Genomic DNA, 19,620 nt, shown 5'->3' on the forward strand with positions numbered 1-19,620 from the left:
TTTATATTGGTTCTACCAGGCATTCTTTATCTGGTGTTATGGTTTCTACAGTATGCTCTGTAAATTTTACAGATGTTAGGATTACTTTTGGATTAGAAGGGACTACTTTTTTTACTCTTAAAAACTTCTTATTTCCCTTCTCATCAACACCATTTTCCTGCTTAAGTTCAAAATCAGCGATATAGTCTACATAATCCAGTTTTTCGATATAGTCAATCACCGAGCTCTCGTGCAAAGTGACCCCAAAGTTTATTGAATTAGTTGCTTCGAAAGCCCAAGGTGCTAGTAATTTGGCTATATCCTTTTGTAATTGTGTTTTATAAAAATTCTCATCTTTCCCTTCATAAAATTTTGCATGCAGAAATACTTTTACCTCTTCATATATGGGATTAATCGCTTGTGCGGTCACATGAAGTGTGTTTAACTGATTAATAAAATTCTGAATGTCATTCCTTTTTGTTTTACTAATTCTTGGTTTATAAGGGTCATATACATTCTGGTTTATCGTATTCGGAATTACAACCAAGGTGACATCACCTGGCGATAAAAAAGAGGTAGCAGAGGTATGACTAAGGCAGTTTATCTTATAGATATAGGAAAACTCTTGTAACACTAAGTGTTCATAATCCCAAATTGTAATCGCACGCTGTTTATGACGTAACCGTTCACTAATTCTGCGATAAAACTCTTGATCTGTTTCTTTAGGTTTCCCATCAAATGATCCGAAGGGTTGTGTAACTCCTTTTACATTGGCTAAACGTTCTACCAATTTGGAAATCGTTCCTGCAGGAATACCATACTGTAAGTGCTCTACGTCTTCGTTATTATTATCGAACTTAGCCAATATCGCTTGGGATTTAATATCTATTAATTGGCTCACAGTATCAAAATCTCTAGGATTTTCTACCCGTAACCAATGATATCCAGGTGGAAGTTTGGTATTGTTACTTGTTGCCTGTTTTGGGATAGAAAATTTTACGATTCCTGATTTCAGAAAGTTATCTGTATCGTTGCTAATGATGTAATCATTGTTAAGAGATAACCATTCGTTGTCACATAGTATGGCCCAATTGAGTTTTTCTCCTTCCTTAAAATCATTAGAGGTTTCAGGATTTTCACTTCCTTCTAAAGTCTGGACCAAAAGAGATACATTCTGAAGGGGCGCTGCATTTTCTAATGCTATATATAAAGCACCCCTTTGATAACTAGGTAGCAACTTAATTGCCGTAACGTCTTTAGGATCCAGCACAGAATGTTTCTTTAACTCCTTGTTTTCTTCCGAAATGCCAAAAGGATGCTCGTGAAAGAGCTTTACATTATTGCTAAGCAAGCTTGCTTCTGCATCATAACCTATCTTAATTGTTTCTATTTGCGGTGAATATGGATCATTAGGAATCAACGGTGGATCATTCTGATTTAAAATATCCGTTATAGATAGTGCGACTGAGAATATTCTGGGAAACATTTCGTGCAAGAAAGACTGCTTAAGTACAAGTCTTATAAACCCTTTTTTTGCGGCTGCGCTAAAACTTTCTTTAGCAGTTGGTTTTACTGATCCCTTTTTCTTTTCTTTTCGAAAAAATAATCCTTTCTTATTTTGAGAAAGCTTCTTTTCAATTGTTAAAAAATCTACTGTTTCTTTTGTCTCGATATCTTGATTAACATCTTTGGTGATTTCAATAGTTTCTCCATTAAATAATTCGTGGTCTGTTATTTTTGGATCCCATTCTCCTTTTTCAAGAACTTGTACATCAGCTTTAAAATAATCATCTCCTGTTACAATGGAAGTCAATTTATCTTCTCCTTGAATTAATCCATCTTCATTTACAGTAATTGTATATTTAGACTTGCTTAAAACACCTCTAAACTCATCTTTGTATGCCCTATATTTCTCTACAAAATCTTCAGGTTTGTCTTTCCAGGTAAGATTTAAAGAAACTTTGGTCCATTTTTTATCCAATGCCTCCGGAATTCCAATAAAAAAATTGCCTCCTTTTACAGGCTGTGGACCAAAAGGATAAAATGGCTTTGAAGCATCCAAGGCTCCTAGATCACTTTCTACCACAATATCCTGTATAGAATTCACCGATACATTAATGATGACATCACTTACTATAGTCTTAGAAAACAATTCCTGGAATATTGCTCCTTTATTTTTAAGAATATTATCGTCCGGATCTATTTCTTTATTACTCACAATAAAGCGAGCCACCGGATCTACAGTATGATAAGGTTCTAGTAGTATTTGCTCATCATAATTAACAATTGGATCTGCTCCTTCATCAACTTCAACTACTAATTTTAGTTCTTTATTCTTTATTGAAGAGGCATTTGTACCTTCGACAATTATCTTGCCTTCTATCCATTCTTTTTCTCCACTAAATAGCACAGTAATCACATCGGTGAGATCGCTTACTTGTAACTTTGTTATATCAAAACTGTTTACTTTTATCGTAAACGTAATCGTTCGATTTCCTTCTTTTAACAATAAAACAGGAGAGGAAATTCCAAATCCGGTTTTGGCAAAAGGCAGATCAGGATATGCTCCTATATCTTGGGTAGCACCCGGTGTATTTTTGGGATACCCAAATGGCCACCATCTAATCTGGTCATTGGGAAAGCTTTCGCCCAAACCATCAAAAGAATTGGTGATAAAAGCATTTCGTATTCCGACAGGAGTTATAACTTCGGTGTTCCCAATTTTTTCTACTTTTTGCTCATTAAAAACGCTTCGTAAAGAAGCTACTGTTGCCTTATTCACAACAATTTCATTCTGAGTTTTATAGATTCTTTTTTGTCCTTTACTGTCTTTTCCGCCATCTAATTCGGTTTCCTGATCAATTTTTACTGCTGTCGCTTTCTTCGCTAGTTCAAAAAGTATATGCACTTTGTCTTCAACCGGAGCTTTATTATCCAGTTTTAGAACTTGTTTATAATAAAAATCCAGATGCTTTTTGGAAAGGGTATTTAATCTTTCTTGTGAAAGGGAAGTCAATTTCAGGAAGGCTGCAAATAGAGTTAAGTGTGGTTCGACATTTTTTTGAAGATTATTTTCTTCTTTTGGTTCTTCCAGATTTTTCAGCTTTTCTACGAAAGCCTTGATCTCTTCTTCTTTAATAAAAAAATCGTTCCAATCTCCAGAAACAGTATCGGTTTCGGTATCGAAATAGTTAAGATTATTAGAGAATAGCATCGCAAATCGCATCCAATCCTCGGTAGTAAGATCGTGTAACTTAACGCTTGTCGGATCCAAAGCTTCAATATGTCGTTGACTTTGAGATGTTCCGTTTCGCATTAATAACAAATCCTTATGTTCGCAATCGCTACTCATTATTGCTTCTTTTTATATTTTCTTAAATATTGGTTCCTTCTTCTTTATAGAATGGAAAAACTAGATTGCTTCTGGAATTGGTTGCCCTAACCCTATAATCAAGAATGATGAATAATTCGCCATCCAGTTCATTTGTTTGATCGATATCAATCTTGTCCAGATCAATTCTAGGCTCGTAATAAAGAATTGCATTTTTGATCAGCTCTTTTACAAAAGTTTTCAAGGTTAGGTTTAAAGGTTTGAACAATAATTCATCCAGATTACAACCATAATTAGGCACCATAATCCGTTCTCCTAAACGTGTAGACAATAAGATTTCCAAGCTGCTTTTTATATCTGCTTCATCGGATAACATTTCTACCCTTCCTTTTCCTTTTTTGCTAAACTTAGGAGGAAAGCCCCATCCTGTTCCTAAAAAAGATGTATTTGTATCCATTGTTATATTCTGTTATTTATTATTATCTAAGCTTCCCAAAAGGCTAATAAAAACTTGATTTTTAGCTAAACTTTCACAGGCTGGGTGTAATAGTCAAACACTTTTAATTGTATTCAACCACCTATTAATACGGTGGGTAATCCTAAAACAATAGTTCCTCCGTGTGCCGTACTATCTCCCATTCTTGCTGCCGGCATACCACCAATCATAACTGTTCCGGATCCGACTATAATAGTGTCCGGTGGACCTACACAAGTCGCCATATCTCCCACCCTGGCAGCTGGTAATCCTCCAATAAGAACGGTTGGTTCTCCTGCAGGAAGTATTGGGCCGCCGACGTGGGGCACAACTCCGGTTACCATAGGACAAACATGCATATCTGTTATTCTTGCTGCTGGTGGCATATTATTTAGTTTATAGTTGTTTTAAACATCCTTTTATTTTGCTTCCCTCTCTGCCTCTCTTAGAAAGACATTGCTCCCTTTAGGACAGAAGCTACAAATCTTCTTTACTTTATCTTTGTACTCAATACTTAATACTCATTAGTTGATTACTAATTTATCTGCACCAATGAGCCCTTGAGTGTTGCTGTCGCACTTGATGACATCTCTACTCCCGCAGATCCTTCTGCTTTGAATTGTGCATTGGCCGTAATATTTACGTTTGTCCCTTCGATATTTACATCTCCTGATGCTGTCATATTAATATCACTTGCACTTTCTATAGCAATCCCGGAATCATCAATGGTAATGACGTTACCGTTATCATCTTCGATCACTATCGATCCGGCGTCTTCGTCTAGCACCATCTTTTTTCCTGCCGGCGTTTCGATGGCTATTGATTTTTTATCATCGTCAAAAAGTATTTTCATTTCGCTTCTGGTCACAAAGCCTTTTTCGTGGTTATCATCTGTTGCAGTAATGGGAGCAGGTTTTGCACTGCTATGAAGCATTCCAAGCACTACTGCATCATTGGGATCGTCATTTATAAACCCAACGATTACTTCATCTTCTATTTCCGGTCTAAAAAAAGCTCCTCTGTTTTCTCCTGCATCTAATGATGCTACACGACACCATATTCCTTGTTCTTCGCTGTTCACAATAGGAATTTGAACCAAAATTCGATCTTCTCCATCTGGATCTTCTTCCAACTGGCTAACAATACCGACTTGAAGTCCGCATATTCCTGACATCAAACCTGATGCTGGCATTGCGTTGATGTCGTAGGTCTCTGAAAACCATTTTGGATTGATACCAAATTGCGCATCAACAGTCCAGTTTCCTTCTGAAATATGATGATGAACTCCTGTTACATATATCTTGCCATTGAACCGATCTCCCACTCCTTGCAGGTTTAATAGAACTCCAGGTTTCGCTGCCGGAATTCCTTGAAATTTCACCCTTCCTCTAACTTTAGATAACTGCTGAAACATCCATTTGGCATCACTCCAATCCTGTAGTTCTGCTGTAGAGAGTGTTCCGCCGTGTCTAAGTTCTAAGTTTTCTAAGCCTATTACCGATGATAAATCTGAAGATGCTAGGTTCCCGTTTAAGTTTACTCCGGGATCAGCTGCTTCTGTTTCCAGAATTTGCTGATCTGCATAGTTCCAGCTATAAGAAGTAACCTTACCAATCTGATGACGAGCATCTATCTCTGCATCTAGATCCAAAATAGTTGTCCCAAAAGTGACAGTTTCAATAGGTTCTGAGCTAAAATCAGGTTTTTTTACAGTTAACTTACCATCATCCACGAAACATAGTTTACCGTTGGCCTGCGCCCTGCTCACAATAAAATCCCAATCCGAAATATTGTATTGTACAAGCTCTTGATGCTCGTGATTAGTAGCTTCAACTTCTTTGTCGATTCCATAAGTATCTATAATCTCTTCAATAATACCGCTATCCTTATTTTCGTAGTAGTACTTACTTTTTCTACCGATGGTGAGCTTTACGGTTTCATCTTTACATTCTAAAATCAGATAAGAGCCATTGGCTTTGATCTTAATATTATGTTTGATGACAATTCCTTTAAAAATAGATTCTTCATCCGAGTGATAACCGGCTGTAATTTCAATTTCGGCACCTGGAACTAAAAGATCTTCATTACTTAATTCAAAATCTTGTTTAGCCGGTTCTCCATCAATGAGAATAACCTTTGCAGTTGAAATTCTATTGACTTCTTTCTCTACATTTATAGTTTTTACTTGATACTTCTTTGACAGTTCCTGACCACCGATCAGAATTTTATGAGTAATTAAGTCCGCACTTTTTGAAGTTTGTATTACGCTACCTTCTGCCATGGCTATGATATTTTTTCGATGGGTGGAAAGAAAATTTCTTTTCCTACTTCAAGTTTCCTAAATGATGTCAACTGATTTACTTTGGCAACTTCGAGATAATATTTTGAGTCTCCATAGATACGGTGAGACATTAGGGGCAATGTATCACCTTCTTTCACGATTCGTAAATGCGTTAAATCAGGAGATTGATTATTCTCTCTTGCTACCCGCAAATCATCTTCTACAAATCCTTGGAAATTTGCTTTAGCAACCGCTCTAATCGGAGTACCATCGGGTTTAAAAAGTTTAAACTCTATACTCATTTCTGTTAGTTTACCTTTAAAAAGCAAAGCTCCCCAAGAGATCATTACATAATTGGGTTCGTGTTCGTCCCCGTTGTAATCAAGTATTACTTTTTTGAACTTTTCGATATCGTCAATAATTCCTTCTCCTTCGTCTTTTAATACCTTATTATCAGCAGTGCTATTTGGATCACTTCCATAATGTACCAATACGCCAGAACGATCAAAAAGGAATTCTAACTCTAGATCTTCAGGAAGTTTTTTATTAAACCTAGGTGATAAATCACTGGTACCCGCTGCTTGATCCTCGTTTTGCTCAATCTTATAATTAAAAGTATATTTCTCAGGATTCAATAGAGTTACAAACTCGCCATCCGCTACCTCATTATTAAACTGAGGATCACTATACGCTTTCACCTTTAGTTTTGTCAATTCTCCCGTACTCATGACTATCGTTCAGTTTGTTTTGCTATTATGTCCATAACTTGTTCTACACATTCTGAAATAATGATATCTTTATTAGCTCCAGACTTTTTGGCGTCATTACTTCCGGGTTTCTTGTTTTCATTATCAACATTGATCTTGATGTGAAGCTCTTTAATCTCTATAGTTCCCATGTTTATGTTATCGTATTATAATAGTTGTACACCAATTCTATAGTTTCTATAACTATCTTGCTTTCTTCTGCATTAAAATCAGCAATTGACCATTTTACTGGATAAGCGTGAACGATGTTCCACGACAGGAGCGGTTCATGCTTTTCGTTCAATAATTTTACAATGAGATCAATAGGTTCGAAATCAAAATTTTCAACAGCTTTTTTACACCAGTCTACGACCTTAGAATCTACTAATAATCCCCTTTTAAGCACCAGGTTCGGGTATTTGGTCCTTACTGGAATTTTATGTTTGAATCTATTTTCTCCGCCCTCAGTGATTTCTTCTGTTTCGATATCTACTGTTAATCCAGACACGGATTGAAAGTGGTGATCTTTTTCACTAGAAGATAATCCTGTGAATTCTACACTGAAGTGGAATCCCACGGGTGGATAATAGGTCGCCATTATGAAGCTAGTTTAAGACTGTTAATTACAAATTCTGCGGATTCTATCGCGATCTCGTTTCCGTCTGCTTTTAGGTCTGTGGACTGGATTTTTAATAACCAGGCATCCGAAGCTTCCCAGGTAACTATTGGCTCGTGTTTTTCATCTAATAAACTAATAGTAAGATCACTTCTATACTGTTCTTCCCCTTCTTGGAAGAATACGTTCTTCTTCCACATATCATAGAACTGACCTTTGGTAGAGGCAAAAGTTCCGCGCTTAATGGAAATATTTGCAAACTTGGTCATTCCTGGTTGTTTCTTCTTAAAATAATCATTGTCTGCCCCTCCTCTGTATTCTATAACTTCGGTTTCAAAATCTAAACCGGATACTTCTGTACAGTTTAACTCGGTATCACCTCCGATGGTTACCTTAAAATGGAACTTTGGTAATGGATATTCTGCCATGATTTCTATTATTTTTTTTTTATTTAAACTCTTGATTTATTTATTATTATCAGCGATAGTAAATAAGCTACATACCGATGTCCTCTCTGTCTCGAATACTTCGAGATATCTCTCTCATTATGGGAGCGAAGCAGCAAAGGCATTGTATAGTAGAATATTACTAGTACTAGAAAATAAGATTAAGCTTCCTGCATTTTATGAGAGAATTTTAGGATGATAAACTCTGCCGGACGAACAACTGCCATTCCGATCTCGATGATCATATTTCCATCAAGGATATCGTTAGCAGTCATTGTTTCTCCAAGTCCCACATTTACATAAAATGCTTTATCTGGCGTGGGTCCAGCTAACGCCCCTGCTCTCCATTGTAGTGTTAAGAAATTATTGATCATTGCTTTTACACGAACCCAAGTATTCATATCATTTGGTTCAAAAACAAACTGTTCTGTTGCTTTTTTGATGGACTCTTCTGCCATATTGAAGAATCTTCTTACAGGAACATACCTCCATTCTTTATCATTTCCTGCCAGTGTTCTGGCTCCCCATACCAAGGTTCCTTTTCCTGTAAAAGTTCGTATTGCATTAATAGATTTACCTGCTACTGTATCTACATTCAATCCATCCTGCTGTACATTGGTTACTTTTACTGTGGGTTTAATCACGTAATTAAGGCTTACGTTAGCAGGTGCTTTCCAAACTCCGCGGTCAGAATCAACTCTGGCATACACCCCTGCAATTGCACTGCTTGGAGGTAATTCCATAGGAAGATTACCAATTGCAGTAAGAATTCGGTTGTAGGTTGCATTATCTAATTGTTCTATTGATGATAACGTTCTTCCGTGTAGTTCTCCATTGTTGGTGTCCAAGGTGATGTCTTCAGGTGTACCGTCATCTGGAGTATTGTCAATAATTGTATCACGTAAAGTTTCCCAGTTGGCAACCACATCATCAAATAGCGTAGTGTCTGTATCCGCAGGAGCTGATACATCGGCAACTGTAATCAATTTTTCTATCTCGTCGAGAACATTTGACGTATTACTATCGATAAGATTTTGGATTTTGGTTTGATTAGCCTCATCAATAAACTTTTTGAGATTATCGTTTAATTTCTTTAGTGCCTTATAAACAGGTTCGATCGTATCATTATTTTCGAAAAGATTGTCAAAATTGGTTAGTGCTGACTCAATAGCCGCTATTTCGGTGTTTAGTGCAGGTACTTCATCAGACAATGCCGATATTGCTGCACTAGCTTCAAGATCAGTATCATTTTTAAGCTGAATTAAATTTTCTAAATCGGTTACTAATGTTTTTAACTTAGTATGTAATGTCAATGGTCTGGGAGCAGTATAATCTTTGTCTGCATCATCTGCTGCACCTAAATTAAAGCCGTCTGTAGCATCATATAGAAAATCCAAAACTGACACCAAACTACCTTCAAAAGTGGTTCCAAAACTCCCTGTTTCATTTACAATACTTTCTACTGCCGAGGTAATATCAATATTTGCCAAATTCTCGGTAATAACTGCTTGAGCCTGTGGATCGTTTTCGTTAAAATGTTTAATGGTTATTTTATCTTCATCGATCCTGTAATCCAAAATGGTTTCTAAAAATGGATAGTATGCTGCTCCGTATTTTATATAATCCTTATCTGAGCTGATTTCATCTCTAAGATCTTTAATATTGGTATCCGTTGGACTTGTTGCATCATAATATAAAGGATCTATAATCGTAAACCTATCCTGTAAATCTTTACACTGGGTTAATGCATTGTTGTATAGCCCGTAAAAAGCGGTTGCAGTTATCGATGACACCCTTGTAATATCCGGAAAAAGTATCAATGTGGGTTCATCAACTTTTCTTAATTCATCCAAACCGGTTTTTAAAGCTTGTTCATTATTTATTGCTGTAACGGCTGAATCTTCTGTGTCTAGATATTTATCTTCACCATATCTCCCCACAGAAACTATATAGCAAGGGCCACCTCCATTCGCAAAATACATTTGCATAGAATAATACATAAGGAAAGGCTGCTTACTAGTAGGTTGATCAACCACAATTGAACTTTCCTTTACCCCATTTACCACTTCATCATTAATAGTGACGCTAATTGTTGTTTCCGGTTTTGCAAAACCGAAAAATGTTTCGTATTCCAGCATGGATGTTATTCGGGTAGGAATACCTTTTAAATCCCCTTTTATCTTATTGGTTGCTTTCTCGGTATATCCAATAAAGGCAGGAATCGCCGTTTCTACTTGGGCTACCGAAGGAGGAAACTTTACAATTTCCTCGATATAGACCCCTGGTGTTTTGTACGTAGTTGCCATAATTTTAATTGTTTTTAAATAAAAATTTCAGAATATGTTGTTGTTATATTTGTGTTTTGGTCAGTAACTTGTTTAATATTATTAGCTGTAGGGTTCGGAAAAGTATATTTATCTATATCTGTAGGAAGTGGACCAGGAAAATCCGAATCTGGATCTATTTCTATAAAACCATTTTTGGTCAAGGGTTTTGCCGAAGAAGTCTCTAATTCGTTTTCATTAGATTTCTTAATATATTTCCAGATAGTTTTTCTGTTTTCAAAGTGAAGTTTGTAAACTGGGACCGGATCTAATAAAAAACTCTTAGTATCATCGGGATCCGTACTATCGATTTCAATCAAATCCATATTGTTGTCACCAATCATCTGTAAATCAACAACTCCCAATAATCCTTTTCCCTGCTCTCTTTGTATGGATTGATTAATGATTTGTTTTCCTTCGTCTGTAATAAGATCATCATCTTCCAGCTCGGCAATCAGATCTAATCGCTTTTTGATTTCAGCCCTAATATTATCTTGTTCCAAATGATACCATATCTGTCGACTTCCCTCCTCTGTCAATAAAAAATCTTCTGTAATTAGATCACTTGATGTGCTTAAAGGAATATATGAATACGGATTTGTTTCAGTGGACGGCTTTATATTAGAAAAATAATAAAGCCTATTATCTGTTTGCGTTAATTCTGTATAGTTATCAAATAAATAATCTTTTATATATAAAAGGAAAGTGAGTTTTAGATCATTTTCTAAAAATCTAACTACCTTTAGTTTGTCATTTTCTTCCATTACACTGCCAAGTATATTGAAACTATCTTGTCCTTTTCTCAAGATTAACTTATGATTTCTTAAGGCTACCTGCGTTGCATATGTGGGAATCGGATTTATATAATCCAAAAAATTATACTTTTTAAGTTGTGCTTTCTTTTCCGTATCATTCATAGATATAAAAGAAGAAGATCCATCGTCCAGAAAATAAGAGTGGAGTATCTCTACCCTAAAAAGTATTTTATATAAGGTTCTAAATGCCATTTATTTGTGATTTAAACTTCCGTTTATTTCTGTTATTAAGCTTCCTTCTGATTGTGTAATATCTCTTTCTATTTCCAGCACACTTACTTTATAAATCACTGATGGATATTGTTTGCCGCCTAATGTGCCCCAGATGAAATTCATTTCTTCAAAAGACGGACTGAATAGTTCTACTGTAAACCTGAAATCTTTGATCCTATCCATTCCCTCCAATTCCCTATCAAAACTGGTATTACTTTGTGTAAAAATTCTTTTGGACTGAAAGAATTCGATAATTTTTGATAAACTCTTTAAAGATTCTGTGTAATCACTTCTATTAGCAGAGAACATTATATAAAGATTCAGATGTACCTTATTATTCTTATAGACAACCTTGGTTCCTTCTATTTGATGATTCAAGATGTTTTTTAGTGTAGCTTCCTCTTCTGTGTGCAATAATGATAGCACCACGTTATTATTTGTATTGTTATTATCAGTTGTTTCGGATTCTATAAAAGCTATATTATCTAAAGAGACTGGTTTTTCTTCTATCTCTATGCTAAAGAAATTATTGATTTCTTCTGTAATAATTTGCAATACTTCGAATATCATGCGCTTTTTAGTTAAAAAATTAGAATTCATTGTCCTATAACACCATCCATCACAAAACAAAATTTAAGTCTTTCATATGATGATGCTTTATTTTAAAAATTAAAAAAATAGGGCCTTCTAAAACTAACTGGGGTAAGTATCTTAATTGAAAAAAGAGGGGAATAGGTATTGAATTAAGATGTTATAAAATTATGATTTAAGCGCATAAATTAACATAGCTAAAACACCAATTCTCTATGGGAAAATAACTTTTCTTGAAAGGGGTAAATGTCCCTAAAAAATTACTGTTTAATTGTACCCTTGATAAAAAATGAAACTAACTAATTACTTATAATTAAAGGCAAGAAAATTCAATTCCCTGAAAACAGTGATCACATTTTCACTATAAGAGGTGTAAAAAGAATCTTTATTATTCCAAATCTTTGTATAGACCAAAAACTAAAAAAGTTGCGTTATGAAAAATCTATTCACAAAATCATTCTTCGTTGTTTGTCTAATTTTCTTTAGTAAAGGAAATGCGCAGGAATTGGCATTACTCACAAAAAATTCTTCTGACAGTACATCTATAACGATTAAAACAAGAAATAGTAAACAAGGCACACGTTACTATGATAATGGTACAATTAAAGAGCTAAGGGAAATGGTGAATAACCAACTTGAGGGGAACTGGAAATACTTTTATTCAAACGGACAACTAATGAAAGAAGGAGGTTTCAAGAATAATAGAGCTGAAGGAATCTGGAAAATTTATGACAAAAAAGGAAACCTGGTATATCTTGAAAACTATAAAAACGGTATTGAACAAGGGACTTGGAAAGCCTTTCATCCCGATGGAAAATTAAAAATTGAAGGAGTTTTTGTCAAAGGAAAAAGACAAGGCAATTGGAAAATCTATAATTCATCAGGAGTCATAGTAAAAATTATAACTTTTGAAGATGATATTGAAAAGAGTAAATTAATTCTAGATCATAAACCAGTAGACTTAAACTTCTTTTCTGTGAATCAGTCTATAGGTAATTACTAAACCTCCAATAAACTTCACGCTATCATGTTAACAATTATTTTTCTTATCACATTTCTTATTATTACAATAGTTGCTTATCAATCTTATTGGGCAAAAATCCAACAGCATTATGAATGTATTAATTATGAAAACTATTCATTGATCAAAGAATCGCCTTTTTCTGAAGAATGTAGTAGCTATGAAATTTTACAGAAAGAGAATGAAATTTGGTTTACAAGAGATGGATATTCTTTATTCTATATCCAGTTAAAATGTGGAAACCCTAAAAATGTAGAACTAATTGGTCTGGATGGTTACGGAATTCGAAATATGGAATTTAAAAAATACATTTGCAAGTTGGTTCAAAAAATAAAACATAAGCATAACAGCGTTATAAACTAAAAGAAGGAAGAAAACTTAATTTCTCCCTTCTTCTATTGAATATTGGAATGCAGTATATTTTACATTTTCACATCCGAAAGTTCTACTTTCTTAGCGTCTTTATCCAGCATTAAAACTTCATCAAAACCTGCATTTTTAAACTGTTCAAATTGAGTAGCTGCATCACCAATCACTAAATAAGCCATTTTAGACTCATCAAGATACTTATTGGCCAACTCTTTGTGCTGCTCTAAAGTCATCCCTTCAATTATAGCTTCTTCTTTGGCAATATAATCAGGAGCCAGATCATATCTTCCCATTTCCTGAAGCATTCCTAACAACGCTCCTTGAGTTTCAAATCTACGAGCATTCGATTTAATCAATGCATTTTTTGTAAAGTCAAGATCTTCTTGAGAAATACCATTTTTATACTTTTCGATTTCGTCTTTAAAGATTTTAACAGACTCAAAAGTGGTATTGGTACGCACACTTGAAGAAGCTGTAAAAGTACCTGGAATCTTAGTACCTCCAAACCTTGTTCTAGCGCCATAAGTGTATCCTTTTTCTTCTCTAAGAATCAGATTTACATTTCCAGAAAAAGAACCTCCTAATTTGTAATTCATCACAGTAGCTGGAAAATAGTCTTCATCTGTACGGGCCATAGAAAGATAACCAATATTAATAACTGATTGCTTCGCATTTGGTATATCGACAAAGTACAGCGAGGATTTATCTCTGTTGTTTACGATTTCATACTCTGGGATTGTAACTTCTTTACTAGCCCATTTACTCTCTAAGCTTTTAAGAGCAGCTATTGCTTTGTCCTGCTTTATATCTCCAACAATTTGGAATTTACTCACAGAAGGTGAGAAGTTGTTTGCATAAAACTGTTTTAAATCATCTATAGTTATTGCTTCTACAGACTCCACTGTTCCTACAGTAGGATATGCAAACATATGTTTGTCGCCATATAAAACTTTATTATAAACATTTCTAGCAACCACGTTAGGATTTGCAGCAGACCTTTTTATTTCATTAATCGTTTTTGTTTTAATTCTGGCAAACTCCTCTTCATCCCATCTTGGCTCTAAAAGAATTTCTTCGACCAGAGCTAAAGTTTTGTCAAGGTTTCGTACTAATGTGTTTCCGCTTATAACTATTGCCTCTCTTGTTGTATACATATTGATCGAAGCCCCTAAAAGCTCTATCTCTTCCTCTAGCTGTTCAGGGGTTTTAGTGGCTGTCCCTTCCATCATGATGTCTGTCATCAAGTTTGCCACCCCAACTTTATCAAAAGAGTCTAACAGATGTCCTCCTGAGATTACCAAACTAAAATTTGTTAATGGAAGTTCGTTTTGTTCTATACCATATACTTTCATTCCGTTAGCTAGCGTGGTATTCCAAGAAGACGGAACATTTAATTTAGGAGACTCTCCTTCTTTTGGTGCAACTGATCTATCGAACAAAGATGGAGTTTTCTCGATTTCTTCTTTCGTATCTGCTACAGCAGTTTCTACATTCTCTTTTATTTCCTCTTCTACCACAGCAGCCACTTGAGAATCAGTTGCCGCTAATTCTGTCTTTCCTTTGGGCACAAAGCTGGTAATTACATAAGGTTTATCTTTGATGTATTTATTATAAACTCTCATTACGTCTTCCTTGGTAACCGCTTTTATATTCTCAATATCCTGAGTGATAAATCCGGGATCTCCTGCAAATACGTTATATTGAGCTAGCTGAAATGATTTTCCTAAAACGCTACTGATTCCGTTGTAGAAATCTGTCTCTAGTCCTGCTTTGATACGTTCGATATCTTTATCAGTAATTCCTTCTTCTTCAAACTTTTTAAAAGCTTCAAAAACTCCAGCCTCAATATCTGCAAGGCTTTTTCCTTCGTTAGCTGTAATATTAATTCTAAACTTCCCTGCAATCTCCATAGAACGATTCCAAGCATTTGTGTCGGATGTAAGTTCCTTTTCCTTTACCAATACTTTATATAAAGGAGCTTTTTTTCCTTCTGCTAACAATTCTCCTAAGAAATCTAATGCATATGCATCTTCTGTATATTGTTCTACTGTTGGCCAAACCATATTGAGTTGTGCAGTAGTCGCAAAGTTATCCTCATGCATTAATCTTTTGGTTTCGGACAATGTTACGTTTTGAACTTTTAATTTTTCTACCGGTTGTCTCTTTTTGATTTCTCCAAAGTATTTTTCGATCATAGCTTTGGCCTCTGCAGTTTCAAAATCACCAGCCAATACTAAAGTAGCGTTGTTAGGACCGTAATATTTATCATAAAATTCTTTTACGTCTTCTACGGTAGCATTTTGAAGATCTACCAATTCACCTATTACTTGCCAGTTATATGGATGTCCTTCAGGAAAAATATTTTTATCAATAACCCAGCTAGTATGCCCATAAGGATTATTGTCAACACGCTGTCGTTTTTCATTTTGCACAACTTCCTGCTGATTATTGAAGGCACTTTCTGTAACTGTATTGATTAAGAATCCCATTCTGTCAGATTCTAGCCACATAACTGTTTCCATAGCGTTTTTAGGAACTACTTCGTAATAAATGGTTCCATCTTGCCAGGTACCGCCGTTTAATGTTCCTCCTACATCCTGAATCTTCTTAAAGAACTGATCCTGTGGAACATTCTCTGATTCCTGAAAAAGCATGTGCTCAAATAAATGAGCAAATCCCGTTCTTCCTGTTTTTTCTCTATTAGAACCTACACCATACTGAATTGCCACCGAAACAATTGGATCTGATTTGTCCTGATGCAGCACTACCTGAAGGCCATTTTCTAATTCGTACTTTTCAAAATCGATTGATAACTTACCGACTTCTTCGTTTTTTGATTGAACGTCTGTTTCTTTTTTACAAGAAACGAACGCTAAAAATAAAAAGGACATTGCTACAATAAGCGTCCTAGATATCTGAGTTCTCATGACATGATTTTTTGATTAAGTGCCTAAAAGTACTTCAAGCAAATGAGTAATCGTCTTGTTAGATTACTAAAAAAAAGTTAAAAAGACTGGCAAACCCTTTGTTAATAACAGATAATTCTAAAGAATTTTACGAATTCCATTACAATATCCTGTATCCACTTATCACATTTTAAAAGAAGTTTACTGATATAAATCATTTTTTATCTGTTTAAGTTTATTCAACTTCGAAAAGCATAAAAGAATTTTTTAAAATATAAGTTTTTAAACATATCAAAATGGGTGAACACACTGTAGATACCGTAAATCACAAAGAAAAACGGGCAGAGTTTATTAAAAATCTACTCGACGATATCAAAGCTCTGGAGTATATGCTTGAACAAAACTTAATTGAAGATGATATTATACGCATCGGCGCTGAACAAGAATTTTGCTTATTAACAGATAACTGGCGTCCTGCGACCAATGCAGAAGCTATTCTGGCATCAATTAAAGATTCTCATTTTACTACAGAACTTGCCAAATATAATCTGGAAATAAATCTGGATCCCATTGAATTGAAAGGAGATTGTTTTAAAAAAGTTGAAAATCAGTTATCCTCTTTGCTAAAAAAAGCTTCAACCCAGGCTCAAAAATTTAATACCAAAGTGCTGTTAGCTGGTATTTTACCAACCATCAGTAAAAATCAACTAAGTTTTGACTACATGACACCGAGCCCCAGATACTGGGAGTTAAACAGGAAATTAAGAGAGTTAAGAGGTGCTGATTTCAGACTTCATCTTAGGGGAGTTGATGAATTGACTACGGATCATGATTCTGTACTCTTCGAAGCGTGTAACACTAGTTTTCAGTTACATCTTCAAATTCCACCTAAAGACTTTATTTCCAGCTACAACTGGGCGCAGGTAATTTCAGCTCCTATCCTGGGAGTTTGTACAAATTCGCCTTTATTATTAGGCAGAGAATTGTGGAGTGAAACCCGGATCGCTTTGTTTCGTCAGAGTCTGGATACTCGCGGTTCATCCTACGCTTTAAAAGATCAAACAGCAAGGGTTTCTTTTGGAAATAACTGGGCTTCTGGTTCCATCGTTGACGTTTACAAAAATGATATTGCTAATCATAAAATACTACTCGCTAAAGATATTGACAAGAACTCTCTAGCAGAACTAAACCTAGGGAATATTCCAAAGTTACCTGCGCTTTCACTTCATAATGGAACAATCTATCGATGGAACCGACCTTGTTACGGAGTAGGCAACGGTAAAGCCCATGTAAGAATTGAAAATAGATACATTCCTTCAGGACCGACTATTAAAGACGAGATGGCCAACTTTGCTTTTTGGGTTGGCTTGATGGCAGGAAGACCATCCCGATTTGATAAAATGGAGGAACAAATGGAATTTAAAGATGCCAAAGCAAACTTTGTGAAAGCCGCCAGAATGGGAAAAGATACCATCTTACATTGGATGGAAAAACAAATCTCTGTAAAGGAACTAGTTATAAAAGAATTATTACCAATAGCATACACTGGTTTAGAAAAAATGATGATTGACAAAAGGCAGCGAGAAGAATTACTTAGTATCATTGAATCCCGAACCAAAGGATTGACCGGATCAGAATGGCAAGTTAAAACGTATCGTAAACTTCGTAAAAACCTCAAACAAGATGATGCTTTAAGAGCACTGACGAAAAGGATGTACGTCAACCAACAAAAGAGTACTCCTGTTCACCAGTGGCAAGAGATAGAAAATACATCTGATACGTGTAACACTTCGGCACATTTGGTAAGCCATATTATGTCCACGCGTTTGTTTACGGTTAACCAAGACGATATTGCCAGTCTGGCAACCAGTATTATGAGTTGGAAAGACATCCATCACGTACCCGTAGAAAATAACTCTGGAGAATTATGTGGTCTTCTTACCTGGACCCACGTTCAGAACTATCAAAAATCTGCATTGAACAATCAGGAAGAAGTGGTTGGTGATATAATGACAAAAGAAGTTATTACTGTTCCCCCAAAAACCAATATTCAAGAAGCGATCAGCATCATGAAAAAAAATAAAATAGGGTGTCTTCCGATAGTTGAGGATACAGATTTGGTTGGTATTATAACAATTAAAGACATAATTGAATTCGATAATGGTCAAAGTATACAGTAAGGCATTAGATCAATATATGAATGTCGAACGCCTCATTGGATATTACAAGGGTAATCAACCAGGTGCTACACTTATTTTTTTTGGTGGTATCCACGGCAATGAACCGGCAGGAGTTTTTGCGTTAAAAAAAGTTTTTGAAGAATTAAAGAGTCGTAAGGTTTCGATATCAGGAACTATATATGGTATTGCCGGTAATTTATGGGCACTAGAAAATGGTGTTCGCTATCAAAAAGAAGATTTAAATCGATTGTGGACATACGATACGGTTAAAGATTTACACACTCATAAAACTAAGCACAACAATGAAGATAGTATTCAACAATTAGAAATCTACAAAACAATCAAACAAATACTGAGTAAAGAGCAAGGTCCTTTTTATTTCTTTGATTTGCATACCACATCCAGTAAAACAACACCTTTTCTAACAGTTAACGATAGTATGTTAAACCGAAAATTTACTGCTCAGTATCCCATCCGTATTATTCTTGGAATTGAAGAATATTTAGAAGGTCCTTTACTAAGCTTTATAAATGAAAAAGGATATGTTTCTTTTGGTTTTGAAGCCGGGCAACACGAAGATCCCGTATCTATTAAAAATCATATTTCATTTGTTTATCTTACTATGGTCTATGCGGGAAGTGTTCATAAAAATGATGTCAATTTTGATGCGCATTATACGTTTTTGCAAAGCACTTTAAACAATTCGCATAAAACCTACGAAATCTTTTATCTGTATAAAATTGAAAACGGAGAAACTTTTAGAATGAACAAAGGCTTTGTCAATTTTCAGAAAATCAATAAAGGACAAAACCTAGCCATAAGTAATGGTAAAAACATTGTAGCAGAAAGCAGCGGAAGAATTTTTATGCCTCTTTATCAAGGCAAAGGTGATGATGGCTTTTTTATTATAAAAAAGACACCTTTTTTCTTTTTAAGACTATCTGCCATTTTACGAAAAATAAGATTTGATCATATCTTACCTACATTACCGGGCATTCGTTGGATATCTGATAAAAAAGATAGTTTACTTGTGAACTTAAAGATAGCTCGTTTCTTTACCAAGGATTTTTTTCATTTACTTGGATATCGAAGTAAAGAAATAGATAAAACGCATCTTATTATGAAAAATCGTGAAACCGCATCCAGAAAAGAAGACTATAAAAATGCATTTTGGTATAGGAGATGAGTGCTATCTCTTGTCTAAGATTGCTATGAACACTAAAATATTTTCTACGTCTTTGAGAGATAATATAAATTCAAGCTACATAAAATATTGTTACTTTCTTATATATTGAAAAAAGAAAAGCTTTCTATATGTTGTAAGTAA

At 35.1% G+C, this 19,620-nt stretch carries 16 protein-coding genes; 4 read left to right on the forward strand and 12 right to left on the reverse strand.

Annotated features, from left to right (window positions below; all coding sequences use genetic code 11):
• Position 1: 1 nt before the first annotated feature.
• The 11 genes from ACE94K_RS19235 to ACE94K_RS19285 form a co-directional block, all read right to left on the reverse strand.
• Positions 2-3,331 (reverse strand): phage baseplate protein, encoded by a 3,330-nt coding sequence (locus ACE94K_RS19235; RefSeq protein ID WP_378176261.1) that lies wholly within the window; start codon positions 3,329-3,331, stop codon positions 2-4.
• A gap of 22 nt (positions 3,332-3,353) precedes the next feature.
• Positions 3,354-3,767 carry a GPW/gp25 family protein gene (locus tag ACE94K_RS19240; protein ID WP_378176264.1) on the reverse strand — a complete coding sequence of 138 codons (414 nt, stop codon included), beginning with the start codon at positions 3,765-3,767 and terminating at the stop codon, positions 3,354-3,356.
• Positions 3,768-3,880: 113 nt separating this feature from the next.
• Positions 3,881-4,171: a PAAR domain-containing protein gene (locus ACE94K_RS19245; protein WP_378176267.1), complete on the reverse strand. Its 291-nt coding sequence runs from the start codon at positions 4,169-4,171 to the stop codon at positions 3,881-3,883.
• A gap of 149 nt (positions 4,172-4,320) precedes the next feature.
• Entirely contained in the window at positions 4,321-6,066 is a 1,746-nt protein-coding gene (gene vgrG / locus ACE94K_RS19250) for a type VI secretion system tip protein VgrG (protein WP_378176270.1), read from the reverse strand.
• Positions 6,067-6,068: 2 nt separating this feature from the next.
• A complete protein-coding gene (locus tag ACE94K_RS19255) occupies positions 6,069-6,794 on the reverse strand; it encodes a LysM peptidoglycan-binding domain-containing protein (protein ID WP_378176273.1) in 726 nt (241 codons plus the stop codon).
• 2 nt (positions 6,795-6,796) lie between these two features.
• Entirely contained in the window at positions 6,797-6,964 is a 168-nt protein-coding gene (locus ACE94K_RS19260; RefSeq protein ID WP_378176276.1) for a DUF5908 family protein, read from the reverse strand.
• 2 nt (positions 6,965-6,966) lie between these two features.
• The gene (locus ACE94K_RS19265; RefSeq protein WP_378176279.1) at positions 6,967-7,410 is read right to left on the reverse strand and encodes a phage tail protein; all 444 of its coding nucleotides are present in this window, start codon (positions 7,408-7,410) and stop codon (positions 6,967-6,969) included.
• The gene (locus ACE94K_RS19270) at positions 7,410-7,856 is read right to left on the reverse strand and encodes a phage tail protein (RefSeq protein WP_108802508.1); all 447 of its coding nucleotides are present in this window, start codon (positions 7,854-7,856) and stop codon (positions 7,410-7,412) included. Before ACE94K_RS19270 ends, ACE94K_RS19265 begins: the two co-directional genes overlap by 1 nt.
• Positions 7,857-8,035: 179 nt before the next feature.
• Positions 8,036-10,180, reverse strand: a complete 2,145-nt coding sequence (locus ACE94K_RS19275) for a phage tail sheath family protein (RefSeq protein WP_378176282.1) — start codon at positions 10,178-10,180, stop codon at positions 8,036-8,038.
• 14 nt (positions 10,181-10,194) lie between these two features.
• Positions 10,195-11,205, reverse strand: a complete 1,011-nt coding sequence (locus ACE94K_RS19280) for a hypothetical protein (protein WP_378176285.1) — start codon at positions 11,203-11,205, stop codon at positions 10,195-10,197.
• The gene (locus ACE94K_RS19285; protein ID WP_378176288.1) at positions 11,206-11,796 is read right to left on the reverse strand and encodes a DUF4255 domain-containing protein; all 591 of its coding nucleotides are present in this window, start codon (positions 11,794-11,796) and stop codon (positions 11,206-11,208) included.
• 454 nt (positions 11,797-12,250) lie between these two features.
• On the opposite strand from ACE94K_RS19285, the gene ACE94K_RS19290 reads away from it, so the two are divergent.
• A complete protein-coding gene (locus tag ACE94K_RS19290) occupies positions 12,251-12,820 on the forward strand; it encodes a toxin-antitoxin system YwqK family antitoxin (protein ID WP_378176291.1) in 570 nt (189 codons plus the stop codon).
• 24 nt (positions 12,821-12,844) lie between these two features.
• On the forward strand, positions 12,845-13,201 hold the full coding sequence (locus ACE94K_RS19295) for a hypothetical protein (protein ID WP_378176294.1): 357 nt from the start codon (positions 12,845-12,847) through the stop codon (positions 13,199-13,201).
• Between the two features lie 59 nt (positions 13,202-13,260).
• On the opposite strand, the gene ACE94K_RS19300 is transcribed toward ACE94K_RS19295, so the two are convergent.
• Positions 13,261-16,134 carry a M16 family metallopeptidase gene (locus ACE94K_RS19300; protein ID WP_378176296.1) on the reverse strand — a complete coding sequence of 958 codons (2,874 nt, stop codon included), beginning with the start codon at positions 16,132-16,134 and terminating at the stop codon, positions 13,261-13,263.
• A 275-nt stretch (positions 16,135-16,409) separates the two neighbouring features.
• Between ACE94K_RS19300 and ACE94K_RS19305 the strand changes: the two genes are divergently transcribed.
• Together ACE94K_RS19305 and ACE94K_RS19310 are read left to right on the forward strand one after the other, a co-directional pair.
• The gene (locus tag ACE94K_RS19305) at positions 16,410-18,293 is read left to right on the forward strand and encodes a CBS domain-containing protein (RefSeq protein ID WP_378176299.1); all 1,884 of its coding nucleotides are present in this window, start codon (positions 16,410-16,412) and stop codon (positions 18,291-18,293) included.
• Positions 18,274-19,479, forward strand: coding sequence for a succinylglutamate desuccinylase/aspartoacylase family protein (locus ACE94K_RS19310; RefSeq protein ID WP_378176303.1), 1,206 nt, complete (start codon positions 18,274-18,276; stop codon positions 19,477-19,479). The genes ACE94K_RS19305 and ACE94K_RS19310 overlap by 20 nt, the downstream gene beginning before the upstream one ends.
• The last annotated feature ends 141 nt before the right edge of the window (positions 19,480-19,620 follow it).

The sequence above is a fragment of the Aquimarina besae genome, assembly GCF_042434905.1.
In the GTDB taxonomy this organism is placed as follows: domain Bacteria; phylum Bacteroidota; class Bacteroidia; order Flavobacteriales; family Flavobacteriaceae; genus Aquimarina.